Raw genomic sequence first — 17,847 nt, forward strand, 5'->3', positions numbered from 1 at the left:
AACATGGCGCAGGCGGACTCGGGCGATTCGAACGGTTTCGAGGGCGGCGTCGCGCAGGCCTATGCCAACCAGGTGGCCTATTGCGAGGCGAACGGCGCGCCGGTGACCGCGCGCGTGGTCGCGGCGATCGCCCGGCAGCTCGGCCGCCCAGGCGCGGGCCCCTTCATCGAGCGGATCGCCGCGTGGCAGGGACAGGCGCTGGCCGACGGGCTGCCGTTGCGCTCGGCCGCGGCGGTGCATGGGCTGCACTTGTCGGGCACCGCGCCGGAACTCGCGCCGATCTATGCGGGCCGCAAGGCCGATGACGACGTGGTGATCGGCGCGCTGTGCCGGACGCGCGCGGCGCGGATGCTGCCGTGGCTCGACGGGCCGCCGCAGACCAACGAGGCGGGCCGGTCGAGCAATTTCGTTGCCGCCATGCTGTGGCTCGCGGATCGGGGACTACCGCCGCGATTCGCATGCCGCGAGATCGGTTCGAGCGCGGGGATCAATCTCATGATCGACCGCTATCGCTACGATCTGGGCGGCGTTGCGGTCGGTCCGCGCGATGCGGCGATGGCCTTCACGCCCGAGTGGCGCGGGCCGCCGCCGCCCTCGCATCCCATCACCTTCGAATCGCTGCGCGGCTGCGATGTCGCGCCCGTCGATCTGACCGATCCCGATCAGGCGCTTCGGCTCAAGTCGTACATCTGGCCCGAGCACCATGTCCGCTTCGAACGGCTCGAAGCCGCGATCGCTGCTGCGGGTTGTCGGCGGCCCGACCTCGCGGCGATGAACGCGGCGGATTTCGTCGAAGCCGAACTCGCGATGCCACAGGAGGCCGGTACTACCCGCGTGCTGATGCACTCGATCGTCTGGCAATATGTTCCGGCGGATGAGCAGGAACGAGTGACGCGCGCGATGGAAGCGGCGGGCGCGGCGGCGACTGCGGACCGCGCGCTCGCCTGGATCGCGGTTGAGGCGGACCGGAGCCTGCTCGGCCATCGCCTGACGGTGCGCTACTGGCCGGGCGGCGAGGCGGTGGTGGAACTCGCGGCGGCCCACGCGCACGGCGCCTGGATCGAATGGCGCGGCACGGCGGCGCGCTGAGCGCGCGTCAGGCTTCGCCCGGCGCGCGCGCGCGGATGGCGACGGCGTGGACGCGCTGGCCGGGAATGTCGCCGAGCGCTGCGATGACCTGGCGCTGACGCTGCAGCCGCGAAACGCCTTCGAACCGCGCGCTCTCTATCTCGATGGTGAAATGCGATTCGCCGCTGCCGTCGTCTCCCGAATGGCCCGCGTGGCGACCGCTGTCGTTGATGATGTCGAGGCGGCTGGGCGCGAAGGCGGCTTCGAGCAGGTGCCGCATTTCCTGTGCGATCGGTCCGGTCATGGGTTCCATTTCGTGCATGAGTGCCCCATCTTCAAGCGGGTGAGACGAGACAGGCTACACGGGCGCTTCGAATCCAGAGGCAAGATCTGCGACTGGCCGGGCTGCGATGAAGCGGGAGAATTTCGCGCTCCCGGCGCGCGGCGCGCGAGCTTCGATGGGCCGGGCGACTGGCGCTGGTTCTGCCTCGATCATGTGCGCGAATTCAATTCGGGATACGACTATTTCGAGGGCATGTCGTCGGAGCAGATCTTCGAGGAGCAGTCCCCGCTCCACGGCTGGGACCAGCACACCCGCGCGTTCCGCACCGACGCGGGCGTCGACGGTATTCCCCGCTGGGCCGATTTCTCCGATCCGCTCGAGGCGATCAGCGCCCGCGCGCGCCAGCATGTGCGCGAACGCCGCGAAGACCTGCGCGCGGCGCAAAGCGCGGCGCGCTTCAGCCCCAGCGAGCGCCGCGCGCTCTCGACGCTCGGGCTGGGGCAGGATGCCGACCGCAAGGCGGTGCGCACCCGCTACACCCGGCTGGTGCGCGACTTTCACCCCGATCACAATGGCGGCGACCGCAGCCGCGAGGACCGTCTGCGGCAAGTGGTCGAGGCCTATCAGCTCCTGCGCAAGGCGCCCGCGCTCGCCTGATCGCTCAGCCGCGCAGGGCCCTGGCGCGCGCGGCGCCTTCCTCGCCGTAGAGGCGCGGGATGTCCTTGCCCGAATAGAAGCCCGCGAAGGTCTCCGAACCTTCGGGGATCGCCACCCAGGGCTGTTTGCTCTCGACATAGATGTGCACGTCGGGCGGGCACGCATCAGGCTCGTCGAGCGTGCCGACGCGCACGAACGCGGCCTTCTCCCCCGCGCCGGCGAAGTGGCTCCACAGCGTCACGCGGCAGACCGGGCAGCGGAACACGGCCTGGCCCTTGCCGCTGGCCGAGGGCGTCTCGACCCGGTCGGGCGCCTGGCCGGTCACTTCGATCCGCGCGGTCTCGATAAGCGCGTTGAGCGCGAAGGACGATCCGCTCTCGCGCTGGCACCAGCGGCAGTGGCAGCAGTGCACGACGTAGGGATCGTCGAGCAGGCGGTAGCGGACTGTGCCGCAGGCGCAGCCGCCTTCGGCGCCGCTCATGCCCTTTCCCTTTCGCAGATCGTCGCAAGCTGGTCGGCGCAGGCCGTCCAGCCTTCGACGAAGCCCATCGTCTCGTGCTGCCTGCACGCGTCCTCGCTCCAGTGGCGGGCGCGGGCGGTGTAGCGGGTACCCGAGCCTTCGGGCGCGATCTCCCAGATGCCGATCATGAAGGGCTCCGAAGGCTGGAAATCATCGACGATCGCATCGGTGGTGATGAACCGGCGGCCTTCCTCGTAAGCCAGATAGATCCCGTTCTGCGGCACGATTTCGCCCTCGGGACCGTACATCGTCATCCGGCAGGCACCGCCGGGACGCCGGTCCTGCTCGTCGACCTCGGCGCGCCAGGGGGCGGGGCACCACCACTCGTTCTGACGTTCGGCCAGTACTTCCCAGACCTTGGCGGGCGGCGCGTCTATCAGGCGGGTCACCGAAAGTTCGCGGTTTTCCTGCGGCATCGTGGTTCTCTCCTCGAACGTGATCTCAGTCGCGGTCGGGCGCGCCGAGCGGGAAGAAGCGGCGGTAGGGGCGGGCATCCTCGATGCAGCGCGCCACGGGCGGCAGCGCCACGAGATGCGCGCGCCATTGCCTGAGCCTGGGGTAGGCGCCCGAAATGGGATGGACCCAGTCGGCATAGAACAGCGCGGGCGCGGCGGCGCATTCGACCAGCGTGACCTGCCCCACCACCGGATAGTATTGCAGCCAGCCCTCGAGCCAGGCGTAGGCCTTCTCGAGCCGTGCGCGCGCTTCCTCGACGCGCGCCATGTCCGGGTTCTCGCGGTCGCGCAGATACTCGTTCACGACGTCTTGCGTATTGGCCATCACATAGTTGTCGAACACGCGGTCGATCATCCGCACGCCGATCGAGGCGTCGGACTGCAAGGGGATGAGCTGGATGTGCTCGACGTGGTGGACGGCGAGATAGTCGATGATCGCGCTCGCCTCGAAGATGACGTTGTCGCCGTCCTTGAGCACGGGGAACTTGCCCGCGGGCCCCGCCGAGCCGACGAGTTCGGCGTGCTCGGGATGATCGGCGTCGACGATGCGGAAATCGAAGGGCAGCTCACTGGCATAGAGCGCGATCAGCGCCTTCCAGGTGTAGGACGAGAACGGGTGTCCGTAGAGCGCGAGGTCGGGGGCGGGGGTCTTTTCCATCAATTGCCTTTCCTGGCGGCGCTCACTTCTTCATTTCCTCGATCAGCTTGCTGTCGATCGCCTTGGCCGCCTTGTAGGCCGCGCGATTCTGGCAGCGCTCGGCGTAGGCGACAAAGGATTCGCGCGGCGGGAATATCCCGAAGTTGAGCCCCCAGTCGACCGAACTGCCGACGTAGACGTCGGCCATGGTGAAGCGGTCGCCGCAGACCCAGGCGCGGTCGGTCAGGAAGGCGTCGAGCGTGTCGATCGTGCGCACGAACGACCCGAAGCCGGCCATCCCTTCCTGCTCGGGAGAGCTTGGCTCGAACTTCAGTACCCGGGCGGTGATCGCCTGTTCGACGGGGCCGGCGGCGAAGAAGGTCCAGCGCAGGTAGTCCGCGACTTCGTCGTCGCCCGGGCCGAGCTTCGCTTCGGGGTGCATCACGGCGAGATAGAGGCAGATCGCCGCGGCCTCTGTCACGACGCGCTCTCCGCTCGCGGCGTGGTGGATGATCGTGGGCACCTTGCCCATCGGATTGGCAGCGAGGAACGCGGCGGGCTTGGCCTGCCAGTCGACCAGCACCTGTTCGTAGGCGGCTCCCGCCTCGTGCAGCGCCCAGCGCGCGATCTGGCCGCGCGACATGGGATTGGTGAAGAACGTGTAATCGGCCATGGCATCGTTTCCCCAGAATCTCCGAGGTGAGAACGTCTATAGAACAAAGGCGCGCGGTCAATCGCCTTGCGTTCATTCGCCCAGCGGCCCGACCACGCCGAAGCGCGCGCCTTGCGGATCGGTCGCGGTGACGACCCAGTCCCCGCCCGGAACCTCGTGCGGGCCGCTCTCGACGGTGCCGCCGTTCTCCTCGATCGCGCGCTTCGCCGCCGCCGCCGAGGGCACGCCGAAGTAGAAGTCCCAGAGCACCGGCGTGTCGAGCCGCTTGCGCATGATCGCGCCGAGGCGCTTCCCGCCATGGTCGATGAAGCAATAGTCGCCCAATTCACCCATCGGCATCGATTCGTCGAAGGCAAAGCCGAAGTGCCGGGCGTAGAACGCCATCGAGCCGGGCTGGTCGGGGCTGGCGAGTTCGTTCCAGCGCACGCGCTGCGTCGCGGTCTCGTCGAACACGTCGCTGGTCGCGCCGGGAGGCGCTCCGGGCGGAGGCTTGGGGGCCATGACGTAGATCGGCACGCCTTGCGGATCGCGCAGCATGGCGATGCGGCCGACCGGCAGATCGGCCGCGGGCATCTGCACGCTGCCGCCCTCGGCCTCGATCGCGACGACGGCGGCATCGACGTCGGCAACCTGAAGATAGGGCATCCAGCAAGGCCGCGCGCCGCCCGCCAGCATCGCCTCGGTCAGGCGCAGGACGCCGCCCGCATTGCCGCCGTCGTCGCGCACGATCATGCGATAGTCCATGCCCGCAGCGCTCGGGTCCGGATCGGCGTGCGCCGCGATCTTCCAGCCGATCACCGCGCCGTAGAACGCGGCGGCGCCTTGCGGATCGCTGGTCATCAGTTCGTACCAGATGAAGCCCGCGCAGCTCTCAGGCATCGGTCTTCTCCAGCACGACGACGGGCACGAAGCCGCCGTAGACCATCCGCATGCCGTCGAAGGGCATGCTTGCGGGCATGCTGATCTCGGGATCGTTCTGCATCCGCTCGCCCGCCGCATCGCAGGCCTCGCGCGAGGGCCAGGCCATGAACGAGAAGACGACGTTCTCCGCCTCGCGCGCGTCGACCGCGCGGAAGAAATCGGTCTGCTTGCCGCTTTCGAGGGCGTCGCCCCAACCTTCCAGCACGCACAGGGCGCCCAGGGGCTGGAACGCCTTGTCCCATCCTTCCTGGGCTACCGCCCGATAATCCTCGCGCCTGGCGTGTTCGACCGGGACGAGGAATCCCTGCACATAGGGCAATCGTGACAGATTGCCCTCGATCACCAGCGGCTCGAAGCTGCCGTAGATCATGCGCTGGCCATCGAACGGCATCGGGTGGCGGGCAGGGTCCATCCGCGGATCGGGGGGATCGGCCTCGAAGATCGCGGCCATGCCCTTGTCGCGCGTGGCCTTGTCGGGCCATTCGATCCACGAGAAGACGATGCTCTCCTCGTCCCGGGCATCGACCGCGCCGTAGAAATCGGTCTGCTTGCCATGCTTCACGTCGTCGGCCCAGCACTCGACGACGCGGCTCGCGCCATTTTCGAGAAAGAGCGGATCGACCTGCCGGGCATAGGCGATGAAAGCGTCCTTGTTCGCGGTCGGCACCGCGATCACGAGGCCGTCGAAATAGCTCATGGTTCAGGCTCCTGCGGTCTGCTTGGGGGCATTGGCCTCGAAATGTCGCATCTGGTCGGCCAGCGCCTGTTTGAACGCGGGCCGCGCCTTTCCGCGTTCGACGTAGTCGCGAAGGCCCGGCCGCTCGGCGACGAGTTCGGTGCGGTCGATGTCGCGCAGTACCGTGACCATCGCGATGTCCGCGATGGAGAAGTCGCCCGCGATCCACTCGCTGTCCCCCAGCGCTGCCGCCAGCCGGTCGAGCCGCTTGCCGGTATCCTCGAGCAGCGAGGGCAGGCGCAGCGGTGCCCAGTCCTGCTTGCGCGCGAAGATCGTGGCGTTGGCGATCTCGAACATTGCCGGCTCGACGCTGTTGTAGGCGGCGAAAAGCCAGCTCAGCACCGTCGCGCGGGGCTGCCCGTCCTTCGGCAGCAGGCCGCCTTTCTCGCCGAGATGAACAAGCGTCGCGCCGCTTTCGAACATGGCGATCTCCCCCTCGCGCAAGTGCGGGACTTGTCCCCAGGGCTGTTCAGCATAGTACCACTCGGGCCGGTCGACGGCGCTGATCAGGCGCTCGCGATAGGCAAGGCCGATTTCCTCGCAGGCCCAGCGCGGCCGCAAGTCGCGCACGAAGCCCTGCGCGAAGGGGGGCACCCATTCGAACGCGGTGATCTCGATCGTGGCGTCGGGATCGATCGGCATGGTTTTTCTCCTGTGGCGCGAAGGGATCAGGCGGCGGCCTTGCCGGCGCCTTCGAAAGCGGCGAGGTCCATCCAGGTGAATTCGATGACATGGCCGTCCGGATCGGCGACCGAGCGGGTCATCATGAACCCGTGGTCGATGGCGGGATTGACGTCGCTGGTGCCGCCGGCCTGTGCTGCCTTGTTCCCCAGCGCGTTGACCTCTTCGCGGCTGTCGAGCGTGAGGCAGATCGCCACTTCGCTCGATCCCGCCGGGGCGATCGGGCGTTCGGTGAAGCTGCGCCATTTGTCGTGGGTGAGGATCATGACGAAGATCGTCTCGGACCAGACCATGCAGGCCGCGGTTTCATCGGTGAACTGCGGGTTGTTGGCAAAGCCCATGCCTGCATAGAATGCCATGGCCCGGTCGAGATCGGCGACGGGCAGGTTTACGAAGATCATTCGAGGCATGGCGCTTCTCCTTGGACGTCGGCCTCGCGGGCGATTCGCTTGCCTCAGACTGGCCATAAGAGTTACTAAAAGCAACTATGAAGTTACGAAAAGAAACCGAGGCAGGCGAAATTCACGGCAAGTGGTACGAGGACGCCTGCGGCGCGGCCTTCGCCATGGAACTGATCGGCGAGCGCTGGTCGCTGCTGGTGGTGCGTGAGCTTATGCTCGGCGGAAGACGGTTCAGCGACATCCGCGCCAGCCTGCCCGGTATCAGCGCCAAGGTGCTGACCGAGCGCCTCGAGCGGCTCGAAAGCGCGGGTATCGTCGTGCGGACGCTCTCGGAGCCGCCCGCGAGCGTCCAGCTTTACGATCTCACAGAATGGGGCAGGGCGGCAGAACCCCTGATCCAGGAACTGGGACGATGGGCGGTGCGCTCGCCGCTTCATGACCCCACGCTGCCGATGACGCCGGTGGCGCTGATGCTCTCGATGCGGACGATGCTCGTCGTCGAAAAGGCCGAGAAGCTGGCGCTGACCGCGCTGTTCGAGGTCGGGCAGGACCGTTTCCTGGGTCGGCTGGAGGACGGGGCCTTGTCGTTCACGCGCCTCGGCACCGACGCGGTCGAGACCGATCTGACCTTCAAGGCGCCGACCGCGGGTGATTTCCTCCCGGTGCTCTACGGCAAGGTTCCGCCCGACACGCCGGGCATGCGAATCGAGGTCACCGGCGAGCGCGATCTCGCGGGCGCCTTCATCGATCTGTTCGTGCTGCCGCCCAAGATCCGCTGAGCGCCGGGCCCTCGGGCCTTGCCATGGCGCGGCCGGTCACGAATTTTCGCCCGTAACGTTATTGCAGCGCAGCGCCCGTCCGTTTAGGCCGGGCTGCGAGATGACCGAGATAACCAACATCACCGCCGACAGCCGCGACAAGACTGTCCTGCCCGCCCCCGATATCGAGATCGACGTGCGCGAGACGTTCGGGATCGACATCGACATGAAGGTTCCCGCGTTCTCCGAAGCCGACGAGCGCGTGCCCGATCTCGATCCGGCCTACGTCTTCGATCCCGATACGACGCTCGCGATCCTCGCTGGATTCGCGTTCAACCGCCGGGTCATGGTCCAGGGCTATCACGGGACCGGCAAGTCGACGCACATCGAACAGGTCGCGGCCCGCCTCAAATGGCCCTGCATCCGCATCAACCTCGATGCGCACATCAGCCGCATCGACCTGATCGGCCGCGACGCGATCGTGCTGCGCGACGGGCTGCAGGTGACCGAGTTCCGCGAGGGTCTGCTGCCCTGGGCGTTGCAGCACCCGGTGGCGCTGGTCTTCGACGAATACGACGCCGGCCGGCCCGACGTGATGTTCGTGATTCAGCGCGTGCTCGAGACCGAGGGCAAGCTCACGCTGCTCGACCAGAACCGCGTGATCCGCCCAGATCCGGGTTTCCGCCTGTTCGCGACGGCCAACACAGTTGGTCTCGGCGACACCTCGGGGCTCTATCACGGCACCCAGGCGATCAACCAGGGGCAGATGGACCGCTGGAACATCGTCGTGGGGCTCAACTACCTGCCGCAGCCGGTGGAGAACGAGATCGTCACCGCGAAGGTGTCCGGTGTCGATCCCAAGATGATCGCCGACATGGTCAAGGTCGCCGATCTTTCGCGGCAGGGCTTCATCAATGGCGACATCTCGACGGTGATGAGCCCGCGCACGGTGATCACCTGGGCGCAGAACACGCAGATATTCAAGGACCCCGGCTTCGCCTTCCGGCTCTCGTTCCTCAACAAGTGCGACGAGACCGAGCGGATGCTGGTCGCGGAATACTATCAGCGCGTGTTCGGAACCGAGCTGCCAGAAAGCGTCGTCGCCAAGGCCTGAGGGCCTAGCACTTGCGACAGCTCACCTGGCAATAGCCCGTATCACGCGGCAGCGCGCCGCAGCCGCGCTGCCGCAGCCACTCGATCGGCTCGCTCGCGAGTGATGGCGCCGCATCGACCGGCTTGCGGATCTCCGGCGGCAGTTCGCTCGCGGGGATCGGGCGGCCGAACAGGAACCCTTGCACCTGGTCGCAGCCCATCGCGGTGAGCGCCGCGAACTGGCCCTCGTTCTCGACGCCCTCGACGATCGTTTCCATCGAGAAGTCTCGCGCCAGACGCAGCAGCATCTCGACGATCGAGAGGCTGTCGCCGTCGCATGTCAGATCGCGCACGAACGAGCGGTCGATCTTGAGCTTGTCGAAGGGAAAGCTGCGCAAATAGTTGAGCGAGGAGTAGCCGGTCCCGAAATCGTCGAGCGCGATCCGGGCGCCGAAGGCGCGCAAGCGGTGCAGCAGCCGCGTGTGAACCTCGCATTCGTGGACCAGCAGGTTCTCGGTGATCTCGAGCTCGAGCCGTTCGGGCGCCACGCCGCTCGCCGCGAGCGCGCCGATGACTTGCCCGAGCAAGGCCTCGCCGCGCATCTGCGCGGGTGACACGTTGACGGCGATGGTGAGATTCTCGTCCCAGGTCGCGGCTTCGGCGAGCGCCTCGCGCAACACCCACGTGCCGATCGTGTTGATCAGGTCGAGGTCCTCGGCGAGCGGAATGAAGACCGAAGGGGGGACCGAGCCGCGCGTCGGATGGTTCCAGCGCAACAGCGCCTCGTAGCCCTTGGTCTGGCGTGTCGCGATGTCGATCAGCGGCTGATAATGGATCTCGAACTCGTCGCGCTCGAGCGCGTGGCGCAGGTCGCATTCCATTCGTCGGCGTTCGGCGCGTTCCTCGAGCAGGGCGGGCTGATATTCGACATGGCAGCTCCGGCCGCGCGACTTCGCTTCATAGAGCGCGAGATCGGCGGCGCGCAGCAGCGATTCGCCGTTGGCGCCGTCGCGCGGTCCGAGCGCGACGCCCACGCTGGCGCCACCGGGCATGGTCTTGCCGTCGACGTGCATCGGGCGCGAAAGCGCCGAGACCAGCGCCTCGGCGCGCGAGACGAGGTCGTGCGCGGTCTCGGCGGACGTGACGAGCAGCGCGAACTCGTCGCCGCCGAGCCGCGCGGCGGTGTCTCCGGGCCGTGCCAGCGCGGCGATGCGCTCGGCGGTCTGGCGCAAGACTTCGTCGCCCGCGGCATGGCCGAAGGTGTCGTTGGTCGCCTTGAAGGAATCGAGGTCGATGAACAATACGCCGCAGACCTCGCCCTTGTCGCAGGCCTCGAGCGTCTCGCTCAGCCGCGCGGTGAAGACGGGGCGGTTGGCAAGGCCCGTCAGCGCGTCGGTCAGCGCCATGGTGCGCACCCGTTCTTCGGCCGTATGCCTTTCGGTGACGTCCTGCACGAAGGCGCGGTATCCCGTGTGATTGCCCTCCCCGTCGAACACCGGGCAGCCCGAAATCGACCACCAGCGCCGCTCGTCGCCGAACCGGGCGGGCAATGTCAGGTTGCTGATCTGGCGCAGCGCCTGCGCCGAGCGGATAAGCTCGCGCCATTGGGGGCCGGGTTCGAGCAGCGATGTGATGTGCATGCCCTCGACGGCCTCGACGTCGCGTCCCAGCGCGGCGCACATCCGCGCCGACGGGCGCTCGAGGCGGCCATCGCGGTCGATCTCGACCAGCCAGTCGCTGCCGTGCTGGTCATAGTGGCTGAGCAGCACCTCGATCGTCTCGTTGGCCGTCTTGAGGCGGCGCGTACGCAGCCTGCGCGTCGCGAAGAGATGGTAGAGACTGAAGATGGCGTAGTGCACGCCCATCGCCATCATCAGCGTCATCGCCGCGGCGAGCCAGGGATCGACGTCCTTGGCGCGGATCAGCGCCATGCCGATGGCGAGCATGACCGCCAGATTCGAACCGAGCCCCACCAGCGGCAGCGATGTCATGAAGATCGTGTCGATCATCACCACGGCCGCGCCGAAGAAGATCGCCTGGCCAGAGCCGTTGGCGGGCGCGGCCGCGACAGCGATTCCGATCGCCAGCGACCAGATGCAGCCGCGAACCAGCAGGAGGACCCGGAGCATATTGAGGCGGCGCATCGTCTCCGGCGCGATCCGCATGATGTTGGAGTAGAGCACGCACTCGAGGACGAAGAGCGAACCGGTGAGCGCGGCGACCGTGAGGAACGCGTGGAGGGGAGCCGACGCGATCAGCCACAGCGCCATGCCCGTGCGCACCAGGTCGGACGTGATCCATGGAAACTGCTCGAGGTGGTGCATCCGGCAGTTGGCGAACCACTCCCGATCACGCTCGGGAATGTCGTGCCGGATCATCTCCAGCCGCGGCCCCTTGGCGAAGAAGTCCTTGAATCCTTTGACAACCACCGAATTCAACAGACCGTCATCCTTCGTCCGCGGGCCATCTCCTAGGACGGGCTTGGACGACTGAACTTAACCCCGGCGCATCCCCGCCGCATCCTCGGGGTAGACCGCGCGGACGAAATAGAGCCCGTCGGGCGGCGCATTGAGGCCGAGCGCCTGGCGGTCGCGCGCCGCCAGCGCCTCGGCGACGCGCGCCTCGCGCCAGCGGCCGAGCCCCACCATCGCGAGACAGCCGACCATCGAGCGAACCTGGTGATGGAGGAAGCTGCGCGCCGCCGCCTCGATGATCACCGTCTCGCCTTCGCGCCGGACGGTGAGCCGGTCGAGCGTCTTGACCGGGCTTCTCGCCTGGCAGTGGACCGAGCGGAAGGTGGTGAAGTCGTGATTGCCGACGAGCGCCTGCGCAGCGCGGTGCATCGCCGCGTGATCGAGCGGACGGGCGACTTGCCAGGCCTTGCCGCGCTCCAGCGTGAGCGGCGCGCGGCGGTTGACGATGCGATACTCGTAGGCGCGGCCGAGGCAGGAAAAGCGCGCGTGCCAGTCCTCGCTCACGGTCTCGCAGGCGGTCACCGCCACCGGATCGGGGCGCATCAGCGCGTTGAGTGCCTCCATCAGCCGGAACGGCGTGAGCGGCTTGGCGATGTCGAGATGCGCGCGCATCGCCAGCGCGTGAACGCCCGCGTCGGTGCGCCCCGCGGCATGCATCGTCACGTCCTCGCCGGTGATCGACCTGGCGGCATCCTCGACCGATTGCTGAACGGAGGGTCCATGCGCCTGGCGCTGCAGGCCCATGAACGGGGTGCCGTCGAATTCGAGGGTCAGGGCGAAACGCGTCATAGGCGGGTGCCGATACCGCGAGCCTCGCGCTGCTGCAAACGGCCTTGGCGGCGTGCGAGCAAGCTGGCACCATGCGCGAAACTCAGGAAAGGGACCGCAATGGACGAGACTCAACCCGAACGTCCGCGCTTCGAGATCTTTCGCGGCGCCGAAGCGCCGACGCTCGCCGAAGCCGGCTGCATGGCGATGGAAGGCGCGCCGGCGAACATGTTCGAAGTCATGGCCCGCGACGCCTCGATGGCCGAATCGGGCGGAGAGTACGTCGACGTTCCCTATCGCCGCCCGGGCATGAGCCTGACTCGTCTGTGGTTCAAGAGCGGCTACCCGCTGCCGCTCCACACGCACGATTGCGACTGCCTCTACTACGTTCTTGCCGGGTCGATCGAACTGGGCGATCGCACGCTGGTTGCGGGCGACGGGTTCTTCGTCGGCAGCGAGGTCCCCTACGGCTACTCGGCCGGACCGCAAGGCGCCGAAGTGCTCGAGTTCCGCACGACCGAGAGCTTCAACATCCGCATCAAGGACAAGCCGGTCGCCTCGTGGGAGCGCACAGCGGAATCGATGCGCGCGGCGCAGCCGCGCTGGGCGGACGAGGAGCCGCCGGTCCGGCGCATGCCCGAAAAGGCCTGATGCCTATCCGGTGAGGACGGTTCCGGCGGGGATCGCGCGGCCGCGAAGCAGATCCGCCGTCGCCATGGCCGGGCGGCCCGCGCGCTGGACCGTCAGCGGCCGGATCGCGCCGTTGCCGCAGGCGATCGTCAGCCCGTCGTCGATCACCGTGCCGGGCGCGCCCCGGCCTTCGACGACATCGGCCGCGAGCACCTTGTAGCGCTCGTCCTCGAACGCGAACCAGGCGCCCGGTGTCGGCGCGAAGGCCCGCACTTGCCGCTCCGCCTGCTCGGCGTCGGCGGTGAAATCGAGCCGGGCCTCGGCCTTGTCGATCTTCTTCGCGTAAGTCACGCCGTCCTCGGGCTGCTGGACCGGGCGGTGGAGCGCGAGGTCGCGCAAGGTTCCGACCAAAAGCTGCGCGCCGCGTTCGGCCAGTTCGCGCGTCAGCTCGCCGGCGGTCTTGCGCTCGATCACGGTGCGCAAGGTCGCCAGCATCGGCCCGGTGTCGAGACCGGCTTCCATCTGCATGATCGTCACCCCGGTGGTCGGATCGCCCGCCAGGATCGCGCGCTGGATCGGCGCCGCCCCGCGCCAGCGCGGCAGGATCGAGGCGTGGATGTTCAGGCAGCCGAGCCGCGGCGCGTCGAGGATTGCTTGCGGCAGCAGCAGGCCATAGGCGGCGACCACGGCGATATCGGCCTTCAGCGCGGCGAATTCCGCCTGCGCCTCGGCGCTCCTGAGCGAGGCTGGATGGCGCACCGCGATCCCGCGCAGTTCGGCCTCGCGCTGGACGGGCGAGGGGGTCGGTTCGCGGCCCCTGCGCCCGCCGGGGCGCGGCGGCTGGGTATAGGCGGCCACGACCTCGTGCCCCGCTTCTGTCAGCGCCACGAGCGCCGGTACGGCGAAATCGGGCGTTCCCATGAAGATGATGCGCATATGTCCCGGTTTGTTCTTCCTCTGGAGGGCCGCAAGCCCTATCTGCCGAGCCATGGCATCGCAAGAGATCGAAGCGCTCGCGGCGGCGCTGAGCAAGCTTCCGGGGCTCGGCCCGCGCTCGGCGCGGAGGGCGGTGCTGTGGCTGATCAAGCGGCGCGAGACCGCGCTGGTCGCCTTGCTCGATGCCCTGGGCGCGGTGCGCGAGACGCTGGTCGAGTGCCGCACCTGCGGCAATGTCGATACGAGCGATCCTTGCGGCATCTGCGCCGATCCGCGCCGCGACGCGCGGCAGCTCTGCGTCGTCGAGGATGTCGCCGATCTCTGGGCGCTCGACCGCGCGCATCTGTTCACCGGCCGCTATCACGTCCTCGGCGGCCGCTTGTCGGCGCTCGACGGGGTGCGGCCCGAGGACCTGACGATCGACCGCCTGCTCGAGCGTGTCGCCGGCGGCGGCGTCGACGAAGTGGTGCTGGCGATGAACGCGACGCTCGAGGGCCAGACCACCGCGCACTACATCGCCGAGCGGCTGGAGGCCTATCCGCTGCGGATCACCCAGCTCGCGCATGGCCTGCCGGTGGGCGGCGAGCTCGACTACCTCGACGAAGGCACGCTGGCCCAGGCGCTGCGCGCCCGCCGCCCGGTTTCCTGAGCCGCGAAGATCACCGTGATCGTCACGCGCAATATTGCGCAATCGCGGCGCCGCGCCTATTTTTGAGCGCATGGCTATCCGCGAAATCATCGAAGCGCCCGATCCGCGCCTCAAGCAAATCTCGAAACCCGTCGAAAGCTTCGACGACGATCTCAGGACGCTCGTCGCCGACATGTTCGAGACGATGTACGACGCGCCGGGCATCGGCCTTGCCGCGATCCAGGTCGGCGTGCCGCTGCGCGTGCTGGTGATCGACCTCCAGCCCGAGGACCCGGACGCGGAGCCCGAAGTGTGCAACCACGGCGGCCACCAGCACACCCATCAGCCGGTGAAGAAGGAGCCGCGGGTCTTCATCAATCCCCAGATTCTCGATCCTTCCGAGGATCTTGCGATCTACAATGAAGGCTGTCTCTCTGTTCCCGAGATCTACGCCGAAGTCGAACGTCCGGCGCGCATCCGCGCGCGCTGGCAAGACCTCGACGGCACCGTCCACGAGGAAGCGATGGACGATCTCATGGCCACCTGTCTGCAGCACGAGATGGACCACCTCGAAGGCATCCTGTTCATTGACCACTTGTCGCGCCTCAAGCGGCAGATGGCGCTCAAGAAGCTGGAAAAGCTGCGCAAGGCCGCCTGACTTCGAGCCGCTCCCGAAGCGTGGTTGTGGATTGCGGTGCGAAAGGGCTGGCGTTCTCCATTCGTTCTCGCTAGCCTCCGGGCATGGACCCGATTCTGCTCGTTATCGTCGCATTGGTTCTGGGCCTTGCCGTAGGGCTGGCGGCGGGCTGGTTCTTTGGCTCGCGGCCTGTCGTGGACTGGCGGGAGCGCTATCAGGCGCGCGATGCCGAGGCGCGAGAGCTTGACGAGAAGTTCCGCGCGGCGATTCGCGATCTGGCGAGCGCCAGCGAAAGGGCCGCGCGCGCGGACGAGCTGGCCGCCGCGTTCGAAGCGGCGCGCGCGGATCACGGCCTTACGCTCGACCGGCTGCGCGCCGAGCACGCGCACGTGCTCGAACGGGTCCGCTCCGAGCTGACCGAGGCGCATGAAAAGACGCGCGCCGAGCACGCGCGGCTCTCCGGCGAACTCGCCACGCTGCGCGAGAAGACCGCCAATTTCGACGAGCAGAAACGGCTCCTGATCGAGGCGCAGGACGCGCTGCGCAAGGAGTTTGAGAACGCGGGCGCCAAAGTCCTCGAAGGCGCGCAGGAAGCCTTCCTGCGGCGCGCGGGCGCGCGCTTCGCGGAAAGCGAGAAGGCGAACGCCGAACGCATCCGCACGATGCTCGAACCGGTCGGCGCGCGGCTCAAGAGCTACGAGGAGCAGGTCAATGCGCTCGAAGCCAAGCGCGTCGATTCGTTCGGCCAGCTCACTGGGCTCATCCGGTCGATGCGCGAAGGGCAGGAGCGGGTGCGCGAGGAGGCGCAGCGGCTCGGCAATTCGCTGCGCAACGCGCCCAAGGCACGCGGACGCTGGGGCGAGCAGCAGCTTCGCAACGTGCTCGAGCAGTGCGGCCTCGCCGAGCACACCGATTTCGTCACCGAGCATTCGATCGAGACCGAGGAGGGGCGGCTGCGCCCCGACGCGATCGTGCGCATTCCCGGCAACAAGCTGCTGGTGATCGACGCCAAGGTCTCGCTCAACGCCTATCAGGACGCCTTTCACGCCGACAGCGACGCCGAGCGCGAGGCGTTCCTGGCGCAGCACGCCAAGGCGATGCAGGCGCATATCCAGACGCTCGGCGCCAAGAGCTACCAGAGCCAGTTCGAGGACGCGCCCGACTATGTACTGATGTTCGTGCCGGGCGAGCACTTCATTGCCGCCGCGCTCGAATACGATCCGGGACTATGGGATTTCGCCTTCGATCGCCGGGTGCTGCTCGCGAGCCCCACCAATCTCGTCGCGATCGCGCGCACCGTCGCGCAAGTCTGGCGGCAGGACGGCCTGGCGAAGGAAGCGCGCGAGATCGGTCGCATGGGCGGCGAGCTGTACGATCGCCTCGCGGTCGCCGCCGATCACATGAAGCGCGTGGGCGCCGGGCTCGAAACGGCGGTGAACAACTACAACAAGTTCGTCGGCAGCTTCGAGCGCAACGTGCTCTCGTCGGGCCGCCGCCTGCGCGACAAGCATATCGAGATCGGCAAGCGCGAGATCGAGGATATTTCGCAGATCGAATCGTTGCCACGCTACGGCGAGGGGTCGGTGGCCGAAGCGGCCGAATAGGGTGCCGCCGGGTGGATTACCCGCCCGGTCCTGGCTCCTCCTCGCGCGTCAGTTCGGCGATGTGGCCGCTCGATCGCAGGACCATGCGATTGCCCTCGACTTCGTACTTGGGCGTGGCGGCCAGCAGGGCGCCAACGGCTTTCTCCTGGCCCCAGACCGGCCCCTCGCACACCATCTCGGTCTGTTCGAGCGGACCGGCAATCAGGCGGTCGGCCTCGGTGCGCCAAGGGCCGCCCAGGGCATTGCAGCCGACGGTGGCATCGAGCTGCGCGCGCTCGAACGTCAGTTCCGCGCTCTGCGAAGCCGGTTCCTCGCCGTCAATCGAGACGAACTTCCAGGTCGATTCGGCGAGGTGCGAGGAATCGGCGGGCCCCGCACAGGCCGAACTGAAAAGCACCAGGGCTGCTAAGATGCCGCGTTTCCGCATAGCAGCATAACCTATGTTGCAAATGCTTAGTTCCGGATGAACGAGCCCCTCAGGGTCGACCGATCCGGGCAAGCGCCTCGTAGGCGAGCACCGCGCCGGCGACGGCGGCGTTGAGGCTGTCCGCCCGGCCGAGCATGGGAATGCGCACGCGCAGGTCGCAGGCCGCCTCGTAGGCCGCGGGCAGGCCCTGCGATTCGTTGCCGATCAGCAGGAAGCAGGGCGGGGCATAGGGCGCCTCGCGATAGTCGGTCGGATCGCGCAGCGAGGCCGCGACGAGCTGGCCGGGGCCCGAACGCAGCCAGCCGATGAACTCGTCCCAGCGCGCGGTCGCGATGCGCTGGGTGAACACCGCGCCCATGCTCGCGCGAACCGCCTCGACCGAAAACGGGTCGGTGCAGTCGTCGAGCAGGATCAGCCCTCCCGCGCCGACCGCGTCGCAAGTGCGAAGCATGGTGCCGAGGTTGCCCGGATCGCGCAGCGCCTGTGCCACCAGCCAGATCGGGGCGGCGGTCTGGTCCAGCCTGGCGAGGCTGGTGTCGAACTCGGCGAAGACTCCGGCGACCGCCTGCGGATTGTCCTTGCCGGTGACCTTGCCGAGCACCGCCTCGTCCATTTCCACGACATCGCCGCCGGCCGCGAAGACCGCGTCCTCGAGCGCGGTGAGCAGCGGATGCGGCTCGCGATTGGTGGCCATGGCGAGCAATTCGGGGACCTTGCCGCATTCGCGGGCGTCGGTCAGCAGGCGCAGGCCCTCGGCGAGGAAGCGCTGCTCGCGGCGGCGATGCTTCTTGTCGCGCAAGGCGCGCATGAACTTGACCGTCGGGTTGGAAAACCCCGTAATGACGCGCCGTTCGGGCAAGC

Annotated in this window: 22 protein-coding genes and 1 pseudogene; 8 read left to right on the top strand and 15 right to left on the bottom strand. The window is 67.8% G+C overall.

The annotated features are described in order from the left end of the window. Positions 1-3 precede the first annotated feature (3 nt). Entirely contained in the window at positions 4-1,089 is a 1,086-nt protein-coding gene (locus B2G71_RS07425) for a DUF2332 domain-containing protein (RefSeq protein WP_098105110.1), read from the top strand. Between the two features lie 7 nt (positions 1,090-1,096). Here the strand turns inward: B2G71_RS07425 and B2G71_RS07430 are convergent, their stop codons facing one another. Further along, positions 1,097-1,372 carry a BolA family protein gene (locus B2G71_RS07430; RefSeq protein WP_206049344.1) on the bottom strand — a complete coding sequence of 92 codons (276 nt, stop codon included), beginning with the start codon at positions 1,370-1,372 and terminating at the stop codon, positions 1,097-1,099. A gap of 39 nt (positions 1,373-1,411) precedes the next feature. Between B2G71_RS07430 and B2G71_RS07435 the strand changes: the two genes are divergently transcribed. Then, complete coding sequence (locus B2G71_RS07435; protein ID WP_098105287.1) at positions 1,412-2,008, top strand: DnaJ domain-containing protein; 597 nt, start codon at positions 1,412-1,414, stop codon at positions 2,006-2,008. A 4-nt stretch (positions 2,009-2,012) separates the two neighbouring features. Here B2G71_RS07435 and B2G71_RS07440 read toward each other — a convergent pair whose 3' ends face one another. The 9 genes and pseudogenes from B2G71_RS07440 to B2G71_RS07475 form a co-directional block, all read right to left on the bottom strand. Next, complete coding sequence (locus B2G71_RS07440; protein WP_098105111.1) at positions 2,013-2,489, bottom strand: GFA family protein; 477 nt, start codon at positions 2,487-2,489, stop codon at positions 2,013-2,015. Next, positions 2,486-2,944: an SRPBCC family protein gene (locus B2G71_RS07445; protein ID WP_098105288.1), complete on the bottom strand. Its 459-nt coding sequence runs from the start codon at positions 2,942-2,944 to the stop codon at positions 2,486-2,488. Before B2G71_RS07445 ends, B2G71_RS07440 begins: the two co-directional genes overlap by 4 nt. 25 nt (positions 2,945-2,969) lie before the next feature. Continuing rightward, positions 2,970-3,641, bottom strand: coding sequence for a glutathione S-transferase family protein (locus B2G71_RS07450; RefSeq protein WP_098105112.1), 672 nt, complete (start codon positions 3,639-3,641; stop codon positions 2,970-2,972). 22 nt (positions 3,642-3,663) lie between these two features. Further along, a complete protein-coding gene (locus tag B2G71_RS07455) occupies positions 3,664-4,293 on the bottom strand; it encodes a glutathione S-transferase family protein (RefSeq protein WP_098105113.1) in 630 nt (209 codons plus the stop codon). Between the two features lie 72 nt (positions 4,294-4,365). Further along, on the bottom strand, positions 4,366-5,172 hold the full coding sequence (locus B2G71_RS07460) for a VOC family protein (RefSeq protein ID WP_098105114.1): 807 nt from the start codon (positions 5,170-5,172) through the stop codon (positions 4,366-4,368). Further along, the gene (locus B2G71_RS24485; protein ID WP_346426932.1) at positions 5,165-5,584 is read right to left on the bottom strand and encodes a DUF1428 domain-containing protein; all 420 of its coding nucleotides are present in this window, start codon (positions 5,582-5,584) and stop codon (positions 5,165-5,167) included. The genes B2G71_RS07460 and B2G71_RS24485 overlap by 8 nt, the downstream gene beginning before the upstream one ends. Beyond that, positions 5,558-5,911, bottom strand: a pseudogene (locus tag B2G71_RS24490) (DUF1428 domain-containing protein); the annotation flags it as partial. The pseudogene B2G71_RS24490 and the gene B2G71_RS24485, both read right to left, overlap by 27 nt. Before the next feature lie 3 nt (positions 5,912-5,914). Then, complete coding sequence (locus B2G71_RS07470) at positions 5,915-6,592, bottom strand: glutathione S-transferase family protein (protein WP_098105116.1); 678 nt, start codon at positions 6,590-6,592, stop codon at positions 5,915-5,917. Between the two features lie 26 nt (positions 6,593-6,618). Continuing rightward, positions 6,619-7,041, bottom strand: coding sequence for a VOC family protein (locus B2G71_RS07475; protein WP_098105117.1), 423 nt, complete (start codon positions 7,039-7,041; stop codon positions 6,619-6,621). Between the two features lie 77 nt (positions 7,042-7,118). Here B2G71_RS07475 and B2G71_RS07480 point away from each other — a divergent pair, with 77 nt between their 5' ends. Together B2G71_RS07480 and cobS are read left to right on the top strand one after the other, a co-directional pair. Continuing rightward, on the top strand, positions 7,119-7,811 hold the full coding sequence (locus B2G71_RS07480; protein WP_098105118.1) for a helix-turn-helix domain-containing protein: 693 nt from the start codon (positions 7,119-7,121) through the stop codon (positions 7,809-7,811). A gap of 100 nt (positions 7,812-7,911) precedes the next feature. Continuing rightward, the gene (gene cobS / locus B2G71_RS07485; protein WP_098105119.1) at positions 7,912-8,904 is read left to right on the top strand and encodes a cobaltochelatase subunit CobS; all 993 of its coding nucleotides are present in this window, start codon (positions 7,912-7,914) and stop codon (positions 8,902-8,904) included. 4 nt (positions 8,905-8,908) lie between these two features. Here cobS and B2G71_RS07490 read toward each other — a convergent pair whose 3' ends face one another. Continuing rightward, positions 8,909-11,311, bottom strand: coding sequence for an EAL domain-containing protein (locus B2G71_RS07490; protein WP_098105120.1), 2,403 nt, complete (start codon positions 11,309-11,311; stop codon positions 8,909-8,911). Positions 11,312-11,377: 66 nt separating this feature from the next. Continuing rightward, on the bottom strand, positions 11,378-12,145 hold the full coding sequence (truA, locus tag B2G71_RS07495; RefSeq protein ID WP_098105121.1) for a tRNA pseudouridine(38-40) synthase TruA: 768 nt from the start codon (positions 12,143-12,145) through the stop codon (positions 11,378-11,380). Positions 12,146-12,244: 99 nt separating this feature from the next. On the opposite strand from truA, the gene B2G71_RS07500 reads away from it, so the two are divergent. Then, positions 12,245-12,775, top strand: a complete 531-nt coding sequence (locus tag B2G71_RS07500) for a hypothetical protein (protein WP_098105122.1) — start codon at positions 12,245-12,247, stop codon at positions 12,773-12,775. 3 nt (positions 12,776-12,778) lie between these two features. On the opposite strand, the gene fmt is transcribed toward B2G71_RS07500, so the two are convergent. Further along, a complete protein-coding gene (gene fmt, locus B2G71_RS07505; protein ID WP_098105123.1) occupies positions 12,779-13,690 on the bottom strand; it encodes a methionyl-tRNA formyltransferase in 912 nt (303 codons plus the stop codon). Between the two features lie 52 nt (positions 13,691-13,742). Here fmt and recR point away from each other — a divergent pair, with 52 nt between their 5' ends. From recR to rmuC, 3 genes are all read left to right on the top strand, one after another. After that, on the top strand, positions 13,743-14,339 hold the full coding sequence (gene recR / locus B2G71_RS07510) for a recombination mediator RecR (RefSeq protein WP_098105124.1): 597 nt from the start codon (positions 13,743-13,745) through the stop codon (positions 14,337-14,339). Between the two features lie 70 nt (positions 14,340-14,409). After that, positions 14,410-14,976 carry a peptide deformylase gene (gene def, locus B2G71_RS07515; RefSeq protein ID WP_098105125.1) on the top strand — a complete coding sequence of 189 codons (567 nt, stop codon included), beginning with the start codon at positions 14,410-14,412 and terminating at the stop codon, positions 14,974-14,976. Between the two features lie 83 nt (positions 14,977-15,059). Further along, positions 15,060-16,559 (top strand): DNA recombination protein RmuC, encoded by a 1,500-nt coding sequence (gene rmuC, locus B2G71_RS07520; RefSeq protein WP_098105126.1) that lies wholly within the window; start codon positions 15,060-15,062, stop codon positions 16,557-16,559. 16 nt (positions 16,560-16,575) lie between these two features. On the opposite strand, the gene B2G71_RS07525 is transcribed toward rmuC, so the two are convergent. Both B2G71_RS07525 and B2G71_RS07530 read right to left on the bottom strand, forming a co-directional pair. Further along, positions 16,576-16,956, bottom strand: coding sequence for an META domain-containing protein (locus B2G71_RS07525; RefSeq protein WP_240530043.1), 381 nt, complete (start codon positions 16,954-16,956; stop codon positions 16,576-16,578). A 79-nt stretch (positions 16,957-17,035) separates the two neighbouring features. Next, positions 17,036-17,845 carry an RNA methyltransferase gene (locus B2G71_RS07530; RefSeq protein ID WP_098105128.1) on the bottom strand — a complete coding sequence of 270 codons (810 nt, stop codon included), beginning with the start codon at positions 17,843-17,845 and terminating at the stop codon, positions 17,036-17,038. Between the last annotated feature and the right edge of the window lie 2 nt (positions 17,846-17,847).

The sequence above is a fragment of the Novosphingobium sp. PC22D genome, assembly GCF_002556635.1.
In the GTDB taxonomy this organism is placed as follows: Bacteria; Pseudomonadota; Alphaproteobacteria; order Sphingomonadales; family Sphingomonadaceae; genus Novosphingobium.